The sequence below is a fragment of the Candidatus Poribacteria bacterium genome, from assembly GCA_021295755.1.
Lineage (GTDB): Bacteria > Poribacteria > WGA-4E > WGA-4E > PCPOR2b > PCPOR2b.
In genome coordinates this window covers 1-20,183 of sequence record JAGWBT010000153.1, presented here as the reverse complement: position 1 = coordinate 20,183, position 20,183 = coordinate 1, and the positions used below count along the sequence as shown (strand labels likewise).

The 20,183-nt window shown below is 48.2% G+C and carries 12 protein-coding genes, 1 tRNA gene and 1 pseudogene; 9 read left to right on the top strand and 5 right to left on the bottom strand.

What is annotated here, in order from left to right:
- The 3 genes from J4G02_19250 to J4G02_19240 all read left to right on the top strand — a co-directional run.
- Positions 1-1,779, top strand: a 1,779-nt coding sequence (locus tag J4G02_19250) for an ABC transporter ATP-binding protein (GenBank protein ID MCE2396673.1), incomplete at its 5' end; no start/stop codon positions are given.
- A 169-nt stretch (positions 1,780-1,948) separates the two neighbouring features.
- Positions 1,949-2,521: a DUF1854 domain-containing protein gene (locus J4G02_19245; GenBank protein ID MCE2396672.1), complete on the top strand. Its 573-nt coding sequence runs from the start codon at positions 1,949-1,951 to the stop codon at positions 2,519-2,521.
- An 80-nt stretch (positions 2,522-2,601) separates the two neighbouring features.
- Entirely contained in the window at positions 2,602-3,120 is a 519-nt protein-coding gene (locus J4G02_19240; GenBank protein MCE2396671.1) for an SUMF1/EgtB/PvdO family nonheme iron enzyme, read from the top strand.
- Between the two features lie 15 nt (positions 3,121-3,135).
- Here J4G02_19240 and J4G02_19235 read toward each other — a convergent pair whose 3' ends face one another.
- Positions 3,136-6,081 carry an anaerobic glycerol-3-phosphate dehydrogenase subunit C gene (locus tag J4G02_19235; protein ID MCE2396670.1) on the bottom strand — a complete coding sequence of 982 codons (2,946 nt, stop codon included), beginning with the start codon at positions 6,079-6,081 and terminating at the stop codon, positions 3,136-3,138.
- Between the two features lie 546 nt (positions 6,082-6,627).
- On the opposite strand from J4G02_19235, the gene J4G02_19230 reads away from it, so the two are divergent.
- Entirely contained in the window at positions 6,628-7,431 is an 804-nt protein-coding gene (locus J4G02_19230) for a LamG domain-containing protein (GenBank protein ID MCE2396669.1), read from the top strand.
- Positions 7,432-7,622: 191 nt separating this feature from the next.
- On the opposite strand, the gene J4G02_19225 is transcribed toward J4G02_19230, so the two are convergent.
- On the bottom strand, positions 7,623-9,221 hold the full coding sequence (locus tag J4G02_19225; protein MCE2396668.1) for a T9SS type A sorting domain-containing protein: 1,599 nt from the start codon (positions 9,219-9,221) through the stop codon (positions 7,623-7,625).
- Positions 9,222-9,931: 710 nt separating this feature from the next.
- On the opposite strand from J4G02_19225, the gene J4G02_19220 reads away from it, so the two are divergent.
- The 5 genes and pseudogenes from J4G02_19220 to J4G02_19200 all read left to right on the top strand — a co-directional run bounded on the left by J4G02_19220 (position 9,932) and on the right by J4G02_19200 (position 19,068).
- A complete protein-coding gene (locus J4G02_19220) occupies positions 9,932-11,863 on the top strand; it encodes a hypothetical protein (GenBank protein MCE2396667.1) in 1,932 nt (643 codons plus the stop codon).
- 159 nt (positions 11,864-12,022) lie between these two features.
- Positions 12,023-13,920, top strand: a pseudogene (locus tag J4G02_19215) (hypothetical protein).
- 278 nt (positions 13,921-14,198) lie between these two features.
- Positions 14,199-15,311, top strand: coding sequence for a DUF4185 domain-containing protein (locus J4G02_19210; protein MCE2396666.1), 1,113 nt, complete (start codon positions 14,199-14,201; stop codon positions 15,309-15,311).
- A gap of 266 nt (positions 15,312-15,577) precedes the next feature.
- Entirely contained in the window at positions 15,578-16,471 is an 894-nt protein-coding gene (locus J4G02_19205; GenBank protein MCE2396665.1) for a phytanoyl-CoA dioxygenase family protein, read from the top strand.
- 758 nt (positions 16,472-17,229) lie between these two features.
- A complete protein-coding gene (locus tag J4G02_19200) occupies positions 17,230-19,068 on the top strand; it encodes a HAMP domain-containing protein (protein MCE2396664.1) in 1,839 nt (612 codons plus the stop codon).
- A 52-nt stretch (positions 19,069-19,120) separates the two neighbouring features.
- Here the strand turns inward: J4G02_19200 and J4G02_19195 are convergent.
- From J4G02_19195 to J4G02_19185, 3 genes are all read right to left on the bottom strand, one after another.
- A tRNA-Asn gene (locus J4G02_19195) sits at positions 19,121-19,193 on the bottom strand.
- A gap of 174 nt (positions 19,194-19,367) precedes the next feature.
- Positions 19,368-19,694: a type II toxin-antitoxin system PemK/MazF family toxin gene (locus tag J4G02_19190; protein MCE2396663.1), complete on the bottom strand. Its 327-nt coding sequence runs from the start codon at positions 19,692-19,694 to the stop codon at positions 19,368-19,370.
- Positions 19,675-19,860 (bottom strand): hypothetical protein, encoded by a 186-nt coding sequence (locus J4G02_19185; GenBank protein MCE2396662.1) that lies wholly within the window; start codon positions 19,858-19,860, stop codon positions 19,675-19,677. The genes J4G02_19190 and J4G02_19185 overlap by 20 nt, the downstream gene beginning before the upstream one ends.
- Between the last annotated feature and the right edge of the window lie 323 nt (positions 19,861-20,183).

Here is a 20,183-nt window from a genome sequence, read left to right as displayed (position 1 = left end):
TGGCGGATTGTCAGCTACATTAGCCCCTATCGCCTTCAACTGATATTCGTTTTTGTGCTTACGACAGCTGCTGCGCTGATAGAGTTACTGCCCCCACTCATCACGGAGCGCATTATTGACGATGTGCTCACTCCGAAATCAAACTATGAACTTTTGGTGTGGTTTGCCATGGCACTTTTGGGCATTCGGCTCTTGATGTGGTTGTTCCAAGTGGGGCGTACAGCGATAACCAGTTGGCTCGGGTTTCGAGCGGCGGAGGATATTCGTGCGGAGCTCTATCGTGTGCTACAGTTCACACCTCTGAGATTTTACGATAAACGAAAGGTCGGCAATCTCATCTCGCGCATGACTAACGATGCAGAACTTCTGGAGGAATATATGATTTACGATCTTCCTTTCCTCCTGTCGAATGCGCTGCTGGTGCTAGGTATTTTAACGTTGTTGTTATATAAAAACTGGATGCTGACGATTTATGTGCTGCTTCCTGTACCCCTCATTATTTTGGGAGGTGCACTAATCTGGAATCGCATGGAACGCTACTGGCGTCGCTGGTCTGTCAAATGGGGGCGACTGTCAGCCCATTTGAATGAGTCAATTACCGGCATTCGATTGGTCAAAGCATTTGCCCAAGAAAAGCGGGAAAGGATGCGCTTTAATCAGCGGAATGACGAGCTACGGCAAGTAAGTGTCAGCGCAGATCGGGCTGGGGTCGTCTTCTTCACAGTGACAAACTTTCTGATGAGTTTCGGCGTGTTTTTTGTCTGGTATTTTGGCGGCAGACAGATTCTCGGTGGAGAATTGACACTCGGTGAATTGATGGCGTTTATCATCTATCTCTGGATGCTGTATAGCCCCCTCAAGTGGTTTGGTGATTTTTACAACTTTATGATCCATGCCTATGCAGGCGCGGAACGGATCTTTGAGGTGATGGATACCCCGGTTGAAACTTTCAACAACCCGGCAGCGAAAGCACTGCCGCACATCGGCGGACAGGTATCTTTCAAAGATGTTGCCTTTGGATACGATCCGGGCAAGCCTGTGCTCAGGGGGATTGATCTTGAAGTGGCGCCCGGTGAAATGATTGGCTTGGTGGGCAAATCGGGGGTGGGGAAAAGCACTGTCATCAATTTAATCTGCCGATTCTACGATGTCAGTCGGGGTCGTGTAAAGATTGACGGTGAGGACATTCGGGACATCAGACTTGAAGATTTGCGTGGACAAATAGGGATGGTCCATCAGGAACCGACGCTGTTTAATGTTACAATTGCTGAAAACATCCGCTACGGCAGACCGGACGCAACGTTTGATGAGGTTATTCGTGCGGCGATAGCGGCGGAAGCGCATGAATTTATCGTGGCTAAACCGGACGGTTATGACACAAAGGTTGGTGAACGTGGCGGGAAACTCTCCGGCGGCGAAAAGCAGCGTATCGCCATCGCGCGCGCCATTCTGCATGATCCCAAGATTCTTATCCTTGATGAAGCAACGTCTTCGCTTGATACGCCGACCGAGAAAAAGATTCAGATAGCGATCGCGCGACTGGTCAAGGGACGAACTACCTTTGCGATTGCCCACCGGCTTTCAACACTACGGAACGCAGACCGACTAGTTGTTTTGGATGAGGGCAAAATTGCAGAGGTTGGTACGCATGCGGAGTTGATGGAGCGGAAGGAGATCTTCTACAAACTCGTTCATACACAGCAAACAACGACAGCGATTATGGTGGTTGGTGGTGGTAAGGACGATTCAGATGAAGATTCTGAGGACGATGATGAATAGCGTCATCCTGTGAAAGTCGTTTGACTTTTTTATCGAACACTCGATATAATGTCACATCTGGCTGACCCACCGTAGGCAGTTGAGATGGCGATATCGTGCTGTTTCCTGATAAACATTGAGCGATAGATACATTTGGATAGCAACTTACGTTAATTTATTGGAGTATGCAATGGCTTTTGAAGAGGAAAAAATTGAAACACCCGATGAAGGCGGAAAAGCGAAGACGGAAAGGACAATCACCCCGATTCAGGTGACGCATCCCGAACAGGTTGAGCCTGAAACCATTCGCCTATTCCGGGAACCGCCGTGGGTATTGCGTTTGACGATTGAGGGTGACCGTTCCTACCTCAAAGTTCGAGTAGTGTGTGCTGCCCCGTTATCTCAACCCGATCGATACATCTGCTTCCTCGATGAAAAGAATGAGGTGATCTGTACGGTCGAAGATCCGGTTGATTTGGACGAGGCGTCTCAGCGGATGATCAAAGAAGAGCTTGAGCAGCGATATATGACCGCTATTATCAAGCGGGTCGACTCGCTCAAGAGTGAGTTTGGTGTGTCCTATTGGGAGGTCCAGACTAACCGAGGGAACCGAGAGTTTGTCGTGCGGAATGTATCTGAGAACGCACAGTGGATTACAGATCGCCGGCTGCTGTTGCTTGATGTGGACGGCAATCGGTTCGAGATCTCCAACTTAGAGGTTCTTGATAAAAAGAGCCGTGGATTAATCGAGATGGTGCTTTAAGACGCGATCGGCGCTTATCTTGCTCAACGCCCCCATCACTTTAATCGGGTAACTCTTAATCATCTGAAAAATGGAGGTTAATTGATGGTAACAACTATCCGGCAGGGCAGGCGAACCATCCCGTTACTTGGGTGAGTTGGTATAGTGCGATGGCTTATGCTATGTGGGCGGGAAAGCGTTTGCCGACGAAGGCAGAATGGGAATACGCTGCGCGCGGCGGTCTATCTGGCAAAAAGTACCCGTGGGGCGATTTGCTATCTGCTGCGAAAGCGAATTACGATAGAAATGTTGGAGATACGACGGTGGTTGATAAGTACCCCGCGAACGAATATGGTTTGTATGATATGTCTGGGAATGTTTGGGAGTGGTGTCTTGATCTTTATGATGATGACTTCTACTTCTCATCGCCTCGCAAGAATCCACGTTCAGGGACGAATGAACCAGAGTGGATAATAGACAACTTCATGGACATTACCACTGAGCGCGTGTTGCGGGGCGGTGGTTGGAGTGCTCCACCACAAAGCATCTGTGTCGCCCATCGCTTCAGGCTTTTACCCATGAACACAACCTATGACTACGGTTTCCGTTGTGTACAGTAATACCTTAGAGCTTTATCACGCATCACGTACCGCATCAGCCAAAACTTCAATCAGATGTCTCGCCTCTTTGCCCGTCCCTTGTTTGACCTGTTCGCGGCAAGAGACTCCCGCCACAGCCACCTCAAAATCGCCATCCTTCTCACTGATAGCTTTGAATAACTGACGACCGCCAACCTTCATAGATACGTCGTAGTGTTCGGCTTCATAACCGAATGAGCCCGCCATGCCGCAGCATCCGGAGTCCACAACATTGACATTATAGCCCGGCGGTAAACTCAAAACTTGCTCGGAAGGTTTCACACCGACAATGGCTTTCTGGTGGCAGTGTCCGTGCAACAAGATCTCTTTCTGTATATCCTGAAACTCCAGATCCAGTTCCCCTTTCTCGTGGAGGGAGAGTAGGAACTCCTCAAGCATAAATGTGTGTTGTGCCACGAGGTCTGTGTCCGCGCCCGGGATCAGATCTACATAATCGTCGCGCAATGCTAAGAGGCAACTGGGTTCGCAGCCGACGATGGGGATTCCTTTGGCGGCGTAAGGTAGAAGACGTTCAACGTTATAACGCGCATTCTCAATCGCGTCCTCTAGCATACCCTTAGAGATCATTGGACGGCCGCAACACCTCTTTTCTGGCAGGATAACCTCGAATCCCGCAGCCTCAAGGACGGCGGTGGCAGCCTTTCCGATACCGGGGTAGTTGTAGTTCATGAAGGTGTCGTGGAAAAGAACAACCTGCTTCGCTGTCTCGTCCCCACGATCGGTGTGGGGATCCTGATGTTTCTGAAACCACTTCTCAAATGTTTCGCGGACAAAGTTGGGCAGCGATCTGCGTCGGTCGATTCCTGTGAACTTTTCCATCGCCCATTTGGAGATACCGCTGTTCATGAACCAATTCGAGATAGGGGCAAATGCAGAGCCGATTGCGCTGAGTTCGGCGATATTACCAAACAATCGGTTCCGCAATGGCAAACCGTGTTCCTTGTAGTAGTGAGCGAGGAATTCGTACTTCAATTTTGCCATGTCCACGTTAGAAGGACACTCAGCTTTGCAGGCTTTGCATTCCAGACAGAGATCCAATACTTCGTGGAGTCGTTTGCCTGTGAACTGATCATGAGGCAACGTTCCGGAGAGCACGTTTCTGAGTGCATTTGCGCGACCACGAGTTGAGTGTTCCTCTTCCAGCGTTGCCATGTACGAGGGACACATTGTGCCGGTCAGTTTCTTGCGGCACGCGCCAACGCCGTTGCACATCTCAATAGCACCGCCGAACCCGCCCTGACTAGAGAAGTCGAAATAGGTGTCGATCTTGATTGCGCTGTATGTGGGACCAAAGCGCAAGTTTTCCGTCATCGGCGGCGGGTCAATAATCTTGCCGGGGTTCATGATGCCTGTTGGATCAAATGCGGCTTTGACTTCGCGGAATGCCTGATATATCTGCGGACCGAACATGCTCTCGATCCATTCACTCCGCACCAGTCCATCGCCATGCTCACCACTCATCGCGCCGCCAAGTTCCATCAGTAGATCTCGGACATGCCGCGCGATGGAGTGCATTTTCTGAATATCTTCTTCCTTCTTGAGGTTAATTACAGGACGGTTATGCAATAAGCCGACGCTGGCGTGGGCGTAATAGGAAGCAGTTGTATCGTGGTCGGCAACAATCTTTTCAAATCGGCGGACGTACTCCGGCAGATTTTCGATCGAAACTGCAGCGTCCTCCACGAAGCCGACCGGCTTATAATCGCTTCGTGCACCCATGAGCAAGCCCAATCCCGCCTTCCGTGTGTCCCAGACCCGTGCTTTCTCCTCCGCTGTCATGCAACGCACAAAGGCATAGCCGAGTCCAACAGACTTCATTTTCCGCTCAAGGGCGTCAAGCTGATCGAACAGTTCCTCTTCTGATTCGCCGTAGAATTCTACCGCGAGAATCGCTCCCGGACTGCCTTGAATAAAGGTGCTGATCCGGGAGAACTCCAACGACTGTTTGGTCATATCAATGATGGTTTTATCGACCAGTTCAACGGCGGTGGGGTTGCATTCAAGGATAGGCTGCATCGCTTCCATCGACTCAATCAGGGTGTGAAAGTGAATCACACTGAGTGCGGTCATCTTGGGGGTTGGTACAAGGTTAACTTTGGCTTCGACTGTTGTTGCAAGCGTTCCCTCTGATCCCACGATAATTTTCGCGAGGCTGAAGGGATGGTCAGCGTCGCAGCCATCTCTCCGGTAGGGGGTTAGATCTCTTGATCCTGCGTCGGCGACGTACTCATCAAGGTTGTATCCGGCTACACGACGTAGGACTCGTGGGAACCGTTTACGAATCTCATCTTCATTTTCTGCTGCGATTCGGCATATCTCCCGATAGATATGGCTTTCACGGGAGTCGCCCCGCTGCTTGGCGGCAAGTTCATCAAGCGAGATTGGTTCAACAAAAATTGCTTCCCCGTTGGATAGCCGAAGATCCAGCGACATCGTGTGGTCAACGGTTTTTCCGTAAATTAGGGAGTGTGCCCCCGCCGAGTTGTTGCCGATGGTGCCCCCGATATTTGCACGACTGCTTGTCGCCACGTCGGCGGTATACATCAGATTATAAGGGTTCAGGTAATCGTTCAATTCGTCGATGACGACTCCCGGCTGCACCCGTGCCCAGCGCTCTTCGACATTGACCTCGATAATCTCGTTCATATACTTGGACATGTCGATGACAATTGCTTGTCCCACCGTCTGTCCTGCCAAGCTGGTTCCGCCACCACGAGGCAGAATTGGGAGGTTGCGATCGTAGGCAATCTGGATGGTCTTGGTCACATCCTCTTTGTGTCGCGGAATAACAACGCCGATCGGCTCCATCTGGTACAGGCTTGCGTCAGTGCTGTATAAGACTTTGGAATACGGATCGAAGCGCACCTCACCTTCAATCTCTTTTCTGAGTACCTGCTCCAGTTCGTTGTGGGAATTGTGCATATCTATTGTGGCTCACTTTCTATTGGAACGCTGTGTCGTTGAATCACGAGATTAATCTTATATCCTAACATAGTGAGGATGAAAAGTCTATCAAAATCTTTTCTGTACGACGTTAATCCATTCTACCGGGAAGATTACCACGGCTTAGGGTGATTGTTTTTCTGAATTTACCTAACTAGTGGGGGTAGTAGATTTGCCAAGTCTCGCCAAGCCTCTCAGATACGCACTGCCTCTAACAAGGCAGCCAGTGCATCTTTTGGACGTTTCGCAAATCCTTGGGAACACCAAAATGTACGGAAGAATACACTCAGAAGGCTACAGAGAAGAACTAAGAGATTTTTGTTGACTCCAAAGTAGAAAATTGCTATAATGGATATATATCAGTTCTTGATAGACCGGGAATTCACCCGGTGATAGCAGTGTCCATCACTGGGTGGGTTAGTAGCCTGTAGATTTGGAAGTGATATGTGTCGGATACTCTCACCCCTAAATTGAAGCACCCCTTGGGACATCTAGGGGCCTTCTTAAGGAGGTTACCAAAATGTTATAGCAGGGTTTTTTCTGTGTCTGCTGCCGTCTATTGTCGATGGACTGGAGGAAGATTGTGTCCTGTATTATTCCTTTGACAACGACGAACAAGGACTTGCAAAGGATGGGTCCGGAAAAGGACATGACGGCGATATTTTTGGGGTAAAGCAGGTTGATGGGAAATTTGGCAAGGCCTATCAATTTGGATCTGACGACGGTAATGACGAAAAAGGGGATTTTATACAAACCCTACCTCACAAAGACTTTTCCTTCAAAGGAGGAGAAGGAATCACGTGCATGGCTTGGTTCAACAAATCCGAAGCAACTGAGTTTGGTGCGATTATTTATAATCGCCCTGAAGAAAATAGGTGCAATTTCGGTTTTCGATTCGAAGCTAACGGCATCTCTTGGTTTTATCGAGACAAAGGGGATGCAGAGTGGGAAGGAGTCAGAACACCAAATACTGTCAAAAGAGGAGAGTGGACGCATGCTGCCGCCACCAATACTTATGGGGGCGGATTAGACAATATGAAAGTCTATGTAAATGGAAAACTTATAGAGAAAGAAAAGGAGGTGGGTTGGGGAACCGGCGGCGGGTTGGATCCTTTTTCAATCGAAGGTCCCGTTGATATCGGTGGCCGTTGGGAAGGGCAAAGCCACCTCTTCAGTGGTATCATTGACGAGCCATCTATCTTTCGACGGGTTTTAACCGAGGCGGAGATAAACGAAGCTATGAACGAGCCTCTGTCGACGTTTCTTGCCGTTCAACCTGAGGGCAAGCTTACCACAACATGGGGCGCCCTAAAACGAAAGTCTGACTAATACTGGATTAGGCTTGGGCTTTCCCATTTGGTGTGTTGGGAAGTTTTAATCCTAAATCGGGAGCAATTGTGATACAATGTCAGTTTTTCAACATAAAAAAACATCGGGAGCAATTCCCGATGCTTTGATGAGCCAGAATAAAAGCGTGGAGGCTTGTTGACTCCACGCTTTTCTGATGTTTTAACTCCAAATTACTTGAGAATGACCATTTTCTTTGTAGCGGAGTAATCACCCGCTTGTAAATGATAGAAATACGAGCCACTTGAGACTTGTTGACCCGTATTATCTTGTCCGTCCCAATACGCAGCTTTTTCTTTTGTGAGATATACGCCTTCTGGTTGAGTACCTAAACTCAGTGTGCGAATAAGGTGCCCATCAACATCGTAAATTGAAATGCTGACCTCCGCCTCTGTCACCAACTGATATGGTAACCATGTTTCAGGGTTAAACGGATTTGGGAAGTTTTGGTACAGGGCATCTTTGCGTATTTGACCCCACAGGACAAACTGTTGTAGTTTGTCTTCGACCGGAAGGGCTAAATCACTAATGGAATGATAGATATAGGCCGCGCCTGACCGGTCTCCGGCATCATCGTCTCGATAAGCGCCGGAGATGGAATAGGTTCCGCCCATATCTATGGCAGAGCCGAAGTAGTCATCTTCCGCCCCGTCACTGTTGGTAGTCTTTTTCTTCTCAGTCCAATTCCCGGTGCGCGCAAAGGAATAGACTGAGCCGGAATCGAGTCCTTTATCATCGTCGAGAGGAGCCCCTACCATAGCGGCTACGTTACCGCCGGCGCGGCCGATGGAGACGGCATGGCCGAACCAGTCACCTGCCGCTGTGTCGCCGGCAGTGATTTTGGCTGCCTCTGCCCACTTCTTGCTTATGGCATCGTGCTCGTATATATAAGCCGCTCCGGCATCCTCTCCTTTCTCATCGTTGAGATAAGCCCCAACGATGGCATAGTCTCCGCTGATAGTGCAAGAAAAACCGAAGTAGTCACCTGGCTTCCCGTCACTGGCGCTGAGTTCTTGTTTTTCGATCCATTTTTCACCCTCGCGTACAAAAATATACGCTGCGCCGGAATCAACTCCTTTACCTTTAACATCTCTTTGATGAGCCCCGATTATGGCGGTGTCCCCGCTGAGGGAAACAGAAACCCCGAAGGTGTCAAGAGCAACTGCATTTTTCCCTAGGTTGAGTTTGTCCGTCTGGCCCCACCTTCCTTGTGGGTTGCGCTTGAAAATATAGGCTGAGCCGGTAGCACTTCCACCATCATCGTCGAGATAAGCCCCGACGATGGCATAGTCTCCACTAAGGGAGACGGAAGTGCCGAATATATCTTCTGCTGAAGGGTCCTCGGCAAGGAGTTTGTCTTCTTCTTTCCATTTATCTCCGTCACGTACGAAGATATAGGCTGCTCCGGCAGCGCTTCCACCATCATCGTCACCACGAGCCCCGGCGATGGCGAGGTCTCCTTCGATATCGACGGATCGCCCGAGGCCGTCAACTGTTTCCCCATCACTGGCAACGAGTCTTTCCTGCTGGATCCAGGTTGTCCCGTTGAAAAAATAGATTAGAGCTGAGCCGGATCTTCTTCCTTTATCGGCAGAGCGCCAATTACCGACGATGGCGTAGTTCCCGTCAATGGCGACGGCAAAACCGAATTCGTCACCTCTCTTCGCCTCCGCAGCAACGATCTTGGTTTCTGCGGCAACGCTTTCGGTCACTTGTCCAATAACCAGTATTGCAAAAACAGATACTATTGCACTAAACAAAAGTTTCTGCATCGTCTCATCTCCTTTTCTGTACGTTTAACCAGAATCTGTAGGTGGTCAGCATGATGGTATACACCTGAATGTCGATGCCCCCATCCCGACCTCCAACGGACTTGAGTCGGGTTTGGTGCTAGGAACCAACTAAATCTTCGACATCCTATAATATTTCGTCCGCGGACCTATAAAGTGTTTATCACCACCTTGATTATGAGACTTTTAGTTAGGGCGTGTTGACATTTGACAACACGTAGGTTGGGTTAAGCGGTAAAAACGAATCCCTATTAATGACAGAAGAAACTAGGCTTTTCGACTATCTTAGAGAGTACATAAAGTGAAACCCAATACCATACCTGTAGGTCGGGCATCTTGCCCGACCCTCCCACTCGGTCTAATACTGGCAGATAGCCTGTAGGTCGAGATTCATATCTCGACACCCAAATGTCAACAAAACCTAGGAATAATATTATTATAGCACGACTCCAAATAAAAATCAAACCAAGAATGTAGTTAGTTTATTTTTTTACCCGAGTCTATTTTATGCTTTTAAGGTTGTAAGAAATTCGGTTGCAAGTCAATGGGTGAGTTGTTACGTATGAATCCAACCACTCACCATTGATGAATCATGTTTTAAGTGTCACAACAGGGCAAAGTGTCAATTTGTTTTTGAACTCTCCCAAAATCGCGAGGTATATATACCGGCTCTTGTCTCATGGGGGTTACCATTGAAAGACACATCTGCCACCTTCCAACGCGGTTTAACACTCAAGTCCTTTCTTATTACCCTATTGATCACTCCAATCCATGTGCTTTGGATTATCGAGCTTGAAGTGGTCCGCCATACCTGCCCAACGATCATCCATCCGTTCGCAAATGTGATTTTTATACTCTTTTGGCTGCTCTTCATTCGGTATGCCCTTGGCAAAATCTCCCCCAAATTTGGTCTGTCTGAACCGGAGGTTCTCACCATCTATATCATGTCGTGTATTGTCTCCACCTTCTGTTCATACGACATAATGCAAGTTTTGATTCCAACCATGGGACATCCGTTTTGGTTCGCGACGACCGAAAACGAATGGCGTGAATTATTTTGGGATCAACTGCCCGAGTGGCTCACTATTCGAGACGAAAAAGCCCTAGGACCTTTCCATGAAGGAGGTTCAAGCCTCTACATCGAGCATTATTTGAGAACATGGTTTGTCCCTGTCGTTTCGTGGGTCTCGTTCATCTTTGTGTTGATGACTGTGATGGTTTGCATTAACACGCTTTTACGGGTTCAGTGGACAGAGCGTGAACGGTTAACCTACCCTCTGATTCAACTTCCGCTAGAGATGACTCAGGCAAGGTCTGGTTTCTTCAAAAATAGACTGATGTGGTTTGGATTTGGCATTATCTCAGTGATTGTGACGGTAAACATTCTAAACTCACTCTACCCTTCCATCCCCTATATTCCCATCAAACGTCAGGACATCCATCAGTATTTTACCCATAGGCCTTGGAACGCGATAGGGCCGACACGGATCTCCTTCTATCCTTTCGTCATCGGAATTAGCTTCCTCATACCGCTCGAACTCCTGTTTTCATTCTGGGTATTTTACATATTTTACAAAATGGAACTAATATTCGGTAGCATAATGGGTTGGCGAAGTCTCCCACGTTTCCCTTATGCCAGCGAACAGGGCTTCGGCGTGTATATGGGGGTGTTAGTATTTTTCCTTTGGAGAGGTAGAGCGCATTTCACAGGGGTGGTGCGTCATTTGTTCAGCCCCCGGTCATCTGCGTCACGACTTGATGACTCCCGTGAACCGATGCCATATCGCCTTGCGGCGGCAGGCATGGTCCTCGGCATGATCTTCTTGGCGATCTTTTCCTACAGAGCCGGCATGTCTTTGTGGATGATTGTGATTTTTTTTGGGCTTTACTTTTTATCAGGGATAATGGTCGCGAGACTCCGCGCGGAATTGGGTTTCATGGTACACGATATGGCTGGCACCCAGCCACACGACATGATAATTGTCGGTTGTGGCACACGTCGCATCGGGACGAGCACCCTGACCGTCATGTCACTGTACACATTTATCAATCGCACTAATTGGACAAATCCAATGCCAGAGCCACTTGAAGCTTTCAAAATCGCAGAAAGACGGAATATCAACCCCCATCATATAGTGGTCGCCATCCTACTTACCACCTTAATCGGATCGGTGGTGACCTTTTGGCTTTTGTTGGATATCTACTACCGGCATGGTGTAGAGTCTGGATACTTCTGGCACACAGCCCATGGGCGTGGTGCCTATAGCCAACTTGAAAATTGGCTGACTTATCCCCAAGGAACCGATGGCACCGCTGTCGCCTTTATGGGCGTCGGAGTTGGGGTAGCGGGCGTGTTGATGGCTTTGAGAACGCGCTTTATCTGGTGGCCCCTACACCCGCTTGGTTATGCGATGGCAAATAGTTGGGGGATGTATAACCTGTGGAGTTGTCTCCTTGTCACATGGGCAGCCAAACTTATCATCCTACGTTATGGTGGCATCCACGCTTATCGACGGGCGATTCCGTTCTTTTTAGGACTGGCGTTGGGAGATTGTATAACTGGCAGTCTCGGGAGCATCTTAAGTATTGTTCTCAACACACCCATATATGAATTCTTTCCATAAATGATTCCATATGTGAGTACGTTTTTCAAAGTTGCCGATGACCGGGTCAGGTAGATTACCGCACCCGGTGAAAGCTAGTTTCGATTGACTTTACTGCACACGGCACTTTAGGTCCGTGGCGCACCGGCTCTCGTATCATAAGGACTACGGTTGAAAGACATGTCTGACATCCAAAAAAGCGGTTTAACACTTAAGTCCTTCCTGATCACGCTGTCGCTCACCCCAATCAATGTACTTTGGATTATCGAGCTTGAAGTAGTTCGGCATACCTGCCCAACAATCATCCATCCGCTGGCGAATGTGATCTTTATACTCTTTTGGTTGCTTTTGATACGATACCTTTTGAGCAAGATCTCTCCGAAACTCGGTCTTTCTGAAGCGGAGGTCCTCACCACTTATGTCATGTTGTGTGTTATTTCCTGTCTCTGTTCGTACGACACAATGGAAATCTTGGTTCCAATGATAGGGCATCCGTTTCGGTTTGCGACGACCGAAAACGAATGGCGTGAATTGTTTTGGGAGCAACTACCCCAGTGGCTCACTATTCGAGACGAAAAGACTTTGAATGCGTTCTATGAAGGGGATTCAAGCCTCTACATCGAGCATCATTTGAAGACATGGCTTATCCCAGTTGTTTCGTGGGTCTCGTTCATCTTTGTCTTGATAGTTGTGATGGTATGTATTAACACGCTGCTGCGAGTTCAGTGGACGGAGCGTGAACGGTTGACTTACCCAATCATTCAGCTTCCGCTAGAGATGACTCATACAAGGTCTGGTTTCTTCAAAAACAAATTAATGTGGCTTGGCTTTGGCATCGTTTCGGTGATTGTGGCGGTGAATATTCTAAACTCGCTCTACCCGTCCGTTCCCTATATCCCTATCAAACGCCAGAACATCCATCAGTACTTTAGCCATCGTCCTTGGAACGCGATAGGACCGACACGGATCTCCTTCTATCCTTTTGTCATCGGAATTAGCTTCCTCATGCCGCTCGAACTCCTGTTTTCGTGCTGGGTATTTTACATATTTTACAAGCTGGAACTAATATTCGGTAGCATAATGGGCTGGCGAAATCTCCCACGTTTCCCTTATGCCGGCGAGCGGGGTTTCGGAATATATGTCGGAGTGTTAGTTTTCCTCCTCTGGAGAGGCAGAGCTCATTTCACAGGAGTGGTGCGTCATCTGTTCAGTGCACGAGCATCCGCGTCACGACTTGATGATTCCCGCGAACCGATGCCATATCGTCTAGCGGTGGCAGGTATGGTCCTCGGCATGATCTTCTTGACAATCTTTTCCTACAAAGCCGGCATGTCTTTGTGGATGATTCTAGTTTTTTTCGGAGTTTACCTTTTCTTAGGGATAATGATTACTAGGCTCCGCTCGGTAACGAACCCCACAATATGATAATTGCCGGTTGTGGCACCCGTCGCCTTGGTAAGAATACACTGACCGTCATGTCACTGTACATGTTTCTTGTTCGCACCAATTGGGCAAATCCGATGCCAGAGCCACTTGAAGCCTTCAAAATCGCAGAAAGGCGGAACATCAACCCCCGTCATATGGTGGCTGCTATTCTGCTTGCCGCCTTAATCGGATCGGTGATGACCTTTTGGCTTTTGTTGGATAGCTACTACCGACATGGCGCAGAATCTGGACACTACGATCCGAGCACATTGGGCTTTGGACGTGGTATCTTTCGCCAATTAGAAGGTTGGATAACCTATCCGCAGGGGACCGATGGTATCGCTGTCGCCTTCATGGGTGGGGGAGTTGGGATAGCAGGCTTGTTGATGGTTTTGAGAACACGTTTTGTCTGGTGGCCTCTACATCCGCTCGGTTATGCGATGGCAAATAGTTGGGGGATGTACAACTTGTGGAGTTGTGTCCTCGTCACATGGGCAGCCAAACTTATCATCCTGCGTTATGGTGGTATCCACGCTTATCGACGGGCGATTCCGTTCTTTTTAGGACTGGCGTTGGGAGACTGTATAACTGGCAGCATCGGGAGCATCTTAAGTATTGTTCTCAACACGCCCATATATGAATTCTTTCCGTAAGTAATTCCACGACATAAAAAAACAAATTCGCATCCAGCCAAAATTGTGACACATCTGATGTGGTTTAAGGTATAGTTTTGATGATGTGTTTGACGTTTATCTTGAAGTCGCTGCTAGTTAGTGTCGCTCAATTTATCGCAGTGTGTGACAACTGCAACGGGACTTTAGCTGGAGTTTCTTCCATCAGCAAAGTTTCAAATGAGCCTGGAATACGCTCAAGTTGATATGGCAAAGCTCGGCTTTCGGGAAAGCACTGTTCTCAAATGGAGGATAAAGCCATGACAATCATCACGGGTATTAAGATGCTTAAAGGAACCATGCACCGATCTGGCAACGGTGACAACTGGCATACGACATGGGCTAACAACGACAAGCAATATGTTATCCTAACTGATGGCACAGGCTGGCCCGATGCAGTGGGAAATACCGGCAAGAGATACATTACTAGGGTCTTTGCTATTCGCGGGAATGCACCCAACCATACCTTTGAGCATCTGCCCGGGTATCCCGATTTGAACTACCCCAATATATTTTACGGTTTCGGCATCCTCGCCCTTGACGGATACATCTATCACTTTCTCACAACAGCAAACCGTCTACCTCATGATCAACCGAACTTCTTGTCTCGTTTTATCGGAGCTAAACTCATCTACTCACCTGACAATGGTCAAAGCTGGAAAAACCATGATGGTTCTCCGCTGAGATGGGAAGGCTGGGAAGAACGGAATAGCGAAAGTATGGTGTTCTATTGCGAGCCAGGGGATGCATTCTCGCTGTTGACAATTTTGCAGATGGGCAAGAATTACGAGCATAACACGGACGGTTATATCTACGTTTATGCGCCCAATGGCAACGAAGAAGAGAGCATGAATCAGTTAGTGATGTTCCGTGTTCCCAAAGACAGAATCCTTTCCCGGGCTGACTACGAGTACTTCGTTTCGCGAAACTCCGATGGGACAGCCAATTGGAGCAATGATATTCATGCTAGAGGAGTTGTTCACACGTTTCCATCTGGCTGGGTGAATAAAGGCTTTCATCATCCGTACGCATGGCATCCAAGCGTGGTGTACAACGCACCGCTAGGGGTTTATATGATGGCAAATTGGGGTATGGGCTGTGACAGCGATGGAAGGTGGTTTGGAAAACCTAGCTACCTTGGTTTTTGGATCGCTGCCCAGCCATGGGGACCATGGAATCAAGTGTATGAGGAAACTGCTTGGGTGCCGGAGGGGGATTCTGCCGCACGCGCTTACCAACCCCAGATTATCCCTAAGTGGATTGCTAAGGATGGTAAGTCATTTTGGCTTGCGTTCACTGATTATCAGGAAATCAATGGAAAGCTTCCGTATACCTGCTTCAATTGTCAGAAAGTGGAGATCTTGACAGAGTAGATGTCTTCACACTTCGGCTGCGCTCATGGCGGGCGCTGACTTGTGATCCGGTATGGCTCAAGCGAATCTTCTATCTATCTTCATCCATGGGGATGAATCTACATTCCTGCATGAAACTCGCTGCTATTCTCTTTTTTGTTGAGAGACCTAACGGATATGTTGTATAATAATAGAGGAGCAAGGTTCACGTTCTACTCTTACCGATTGTCCTAGCGCTAGGACTATCAAACTCGAATGAACTAGCTAACGAAAAGGAGATAACCATCATGAGTTTAGCGGAGTCTCAGATTTCGTTTTTCTACGAGAACGGTTACTTACGGTTGGAGGACGTGCTGGACAAGGAGGACTTGCAGCCAGTCATTGACGAGTATTCCGATATTATTGACAAACGTGCACAGAAACTCTACGCCGAGGGAAAGGTCAATTCGCTATATGCGGACGAGCCGTTCACGCGGCGAGTGCTGTGTCTAGCGGAGGAAGCCCCAGAGGTTGCCGCTAATCTGGACATCATGCAGGAACGCGGTGAAGCGACCTTCAACTTCCTGAAAAATCCTAAGGTTCTGGATGTAGCAGAATCAATGACAGGTTCGACGGAGATTGTGTGCAATCCCATCCAGCACATTCGGGCAGTCCTCCCTCACCGCGGCGAGAGTAAACCGACCCATTGGCATCAAGACGCTGGTGTATGCTGGCCCGATGCCGATCCCTACTTTATGCTCACCATCTGGGTGCCCATTGTGGACGCGACGCTGGAGAATGGCTGCTTGCAAGTGATGCCGCGCAGCCATAAAGACGGTCTCTGCATGAATGCACCGACCGTATCGGCAGAAGAACGTCCTCCGATTGAACCCCTACCTCTCCCCGTGCCCGCAGGTGGTCTAATCCTGTTCCACAACTACACCCTCCATGCCGCTCTACCGAACAAGTCGGATACGGTGCGGTGGAGTTTTGACCTGCGGTACAACCACGCCTATCAACCGACAGGGCGTCCCTTCTATCCTGGATTTTTGATGCGCAGCAAAGAACATCCGGATACGTTGCAGACCGATTATGAGACCTGGTGTCAAAGCAGGGAAAGATGCTGTGCGCTATCGCTGGAATCTCTAGTTGTGACAGAGGCGCGGGCAGAATTAAGAGTCTTTTTAGAAATGACTTTTTGAAAAACCAACTATATGTAGAGACACGCCTAGGCGTGTCTAAAAAAGCAGGAGTGTGGGTCCGCACTCCTGCTTTTTTCTGGAAAACGCGTCCTCCATAACCAATGGTGCTAGCTTGATAAGGGTTCGTGAGACGGTTCCCTTGATTATATCGTTAATCATATTTTCAGATAATTCTCGATTAATGGGCGGAAATCTATACTCATGATTGCTATAGAGTTTACAACACATGGTTCTATTGTGTAGTTGATAAACCGACACAACAGAACAAACACCAGAAGCATAGGCATGCCAATTTCTATCCCTCTGAAGGGAGTGCCAAAAACCAGTTGCTCTGCTTCCAACTTGTGTATGTGCCGACGCGGAGAATGGAAGGGTCTGTAGCTGGCAGAGACCGTTTTATCAATGTTGATGAGAGTGTGCCATCTTTAAACAGGTGATGCCTCGCCGTTGGGTTTATTACAAAACATGACTCGGTTTCTCAAGGACGTTTTAATCTCTCAGTACAATCGGATGACTAGCTAGGGCGTGTTGACATTTATGTGAGGAGTGTCCATAATTCGCCGATAAGCCGCTATCGTAGGGGCGCGGTTACCTCACCCAACGGGTTGGGAGACCCAACCCCTACGAAGGACCGTGTGTCTGTGCACACCTCTCAATTATCTAGTTACAATGAAATGTCATAGAACCTAGTTAATGTAGATGGTTTTGTGTCTTTATCAATTACTCAATTTAATTTCTAAACTTTACCAAGGGTTAGTATGAACATCCACACCAAGTTAATCCTGAATTACATGGGAATAGTGCTGGTGATCTTGCTAGCGATGTATGGGTATTTGGATTACTCGCTGAAGCAGAATTTGGGGGAGCGAATCACAGACGAACTGACGGTGCAGGCGAATTTGACCCGGGAATTTCTGGTCGAAAAGCTACCTAGCACGTTTAGTTATGATGTCGTGGACGGCTTCGTGGATCGGCTAGGAACCGCTAGCGCTAGCAGCGCTCGTCTCACGTTCATTGGGGTTGATGGGATTGTGTGGGGAGATACAGAGCGGGATGGACATCATTTGCGGGATATGGATAATCACCGGAATCGACCAGAAGTACAAGAAGCTTTGACGGGTAGAATTGGTACGATAGACCGGTATAGCGATACTGTGATGACGACGCTCCGCTATCTTGCCTTGCCGGTGGTGCGCGATGACGAAATAATAGGCATCTGTCGGGTTGCGCTCCCCATGATGGAGATCGATACGGTTATCAGTCGGCTCCGGTGGCTTTTGTTGTTGGCAATCAGCGCAGGTCTTGTTTTTGCTATCTTGTTTAGCCTTATTACCACCAACGTTACAACGAAACCGATTCGGGATTTGACTCAAGCCACGAAATCGCTTGCGGTTGGTGAATTGAACTCTCGCGTCTCCGTTGCTGTATCGGGTGAGCTTGGGGAATTATCGAATCATTTCAATCAGATGGCCAATCGGATTGAAACACAGATTCATGAAATTTCCCGTGAGCGCAATCTGAGGGATAGTATCCTATCGAAGATGGTTGAGGGGGTCCTGTTAATTGATGCGCAGTTTGCTATTACGTATGCGAATTCGGCGGCGATCACGATATTAGACTTCCCTGTCCATTATCAGGCGCTTTCGCTGGTTGAAATCATCTCGGACCCGGCATTGAAACGTCTTTTATGGCAGGTGACAGATACGGGGAAAGCGGGGTTCGCAGAGATTACGCTAGTCGGTCCAACCGAGCGCGAGACGGAAGTTATCATCGTTCCTGTTGGGGGAGAGTATCTGGTCAGTCTCCATGACGTAAGCCAGTTGAGGAAATTGGAGCGAATTCGGTCAGACTTCGTTGCCAACGTCGCTCACGAGATGCGCGTTCCGTTGACCTCAATTCACGGGTATGCGGAGACGCTTCTCAATGGTGCCTTAGAGGACACCAACGCAAATGAGCGATTCGTGGAAAAGATCTTACAACAGTCTGCACGGCTTTCGCAACTAGTATCGGATCTGCTGGATTTATCTCACCTTGAGTCTGGAGAGGTTGAGCTTGAACTAAAGCCTTGTGAAATTGATGAATTCCAAACGACTATCTTAACGCTCTTTGAACCCGTATTTGAGGAAGCTAATCTGACATTTGTGTGGAGTGTGCCCAACCATTTGCCGGTTGTGTTTGCGGACAAGCAGCTTATCGGACAGGTGATGGCAAACCTAATTGAAAACGCGATTAAGTATACGCCGGCGGATGGCACTATCACAATCTCTGCCGAAGCCAACGACTTTGAGGTTATCGTTCATGTGAAGGATACCGGAATTGGTATCCCTGCTGAATCGCTCCCTCGAATCTTTGAGCGATTCTATCGGGTGGATAAGGGACGGTCGCGTGAGATGGGTGGCACAGGGCTAGGACTTGCGATTGCCAAGCACATTCTGCTTCAACACGGTGGTAGGATATGGGTAGACAGCAGTCCGGGAGAAGGGTCGGTATTCCACTTCGCCTTGCCGTTGCAAAGGAGAGTCTCGGCGACTAAACAGATAGTACAGCATTCTCAGATTGACGATGACCGAACCTTTGAATCCCTTAAGAATCTGTAGATGTAAAATAAAAAGCCCTGTTCGGCGAAATACCAAACAGGGCATTGAATAACTCTCCCGGACGGATTCGAACCGCCGACAAAGTGGTTAACAGCCACCTGCTCTACCAGCTGAGCTACGGGAGATCATTGTGCAACAAAATCGCTGGCAAGGTATTGTAACATAATAGGAGATAATTATACATAATCGTTTGCGGAATTGCAAGGAAAATTAGATTGGGAGAGGGGAGAACGACAGAAATAAAGTGATGAAAAGGATTATAAGTTCTTTGCAGATTGGTTTTCGTTGGTTGGCTGTGGTTATTCAACTTCTAAATCTAAGGCAAATGAGATAGTATCCTTAATCTCCATCATCACATTGTCTGGCAGTTTGTCAAGCCTTCGTTCAAGTCGAACTTTCGGTATAGAACCTAGCCCTTGTACATTAGCGTAAGAATCTTGATTAAGAAATCTCAACCTTGGTAGTACTACCTCATAGGGACTTTGCCTGTACTGAGTAGTTAAAGGGACATAAGTTATCATAGCTCGTGGTGGATCTGGGTCGTAGCGAGATATCACGAGGATGGGGCGCGTTTTCGCGGCTAACCCAAGATCTGCTAGCCAAATCTCACCGGGATACGGGTTCATCGAGTAAATTCAAAACCTCCTGTTCTACGGAACGCGACTGCATTATATCTAGCACATCGTGGTCTGCAAGGTTAATAATTTCTGTGATTCTCTCTCTGACCTCTGCCACAGTATTCGGCTCCCATTCGCGTAATTTTGCGTCTAATTTTTCGGCTAACACATCCATTGATTTCCCTCCATTGGTTCATCGCCTCCACAAACTTGTAGACAGTGAAAATCTGAGAAAGTAAAGATACTTTCTATGGGTAAACACGATAACATAAACATCCCCCCTATGTCAATCCGAAATTGAAGGGGTATAATCCCTTGACGCCCTTCTCTATCATCTGATATAATCGGCGCGAAATCCGTTTGAGGTGAGCACACATCAAGTTCTACGACTAGCGAACCTCTATTCTTGACATACTCCCCAACCTAAAGGATTGGGATTCTCCCCCGTTCCTTTAAGAATTAGAATTGCGCTATCAACAAGGACAGCCCGACGAATCG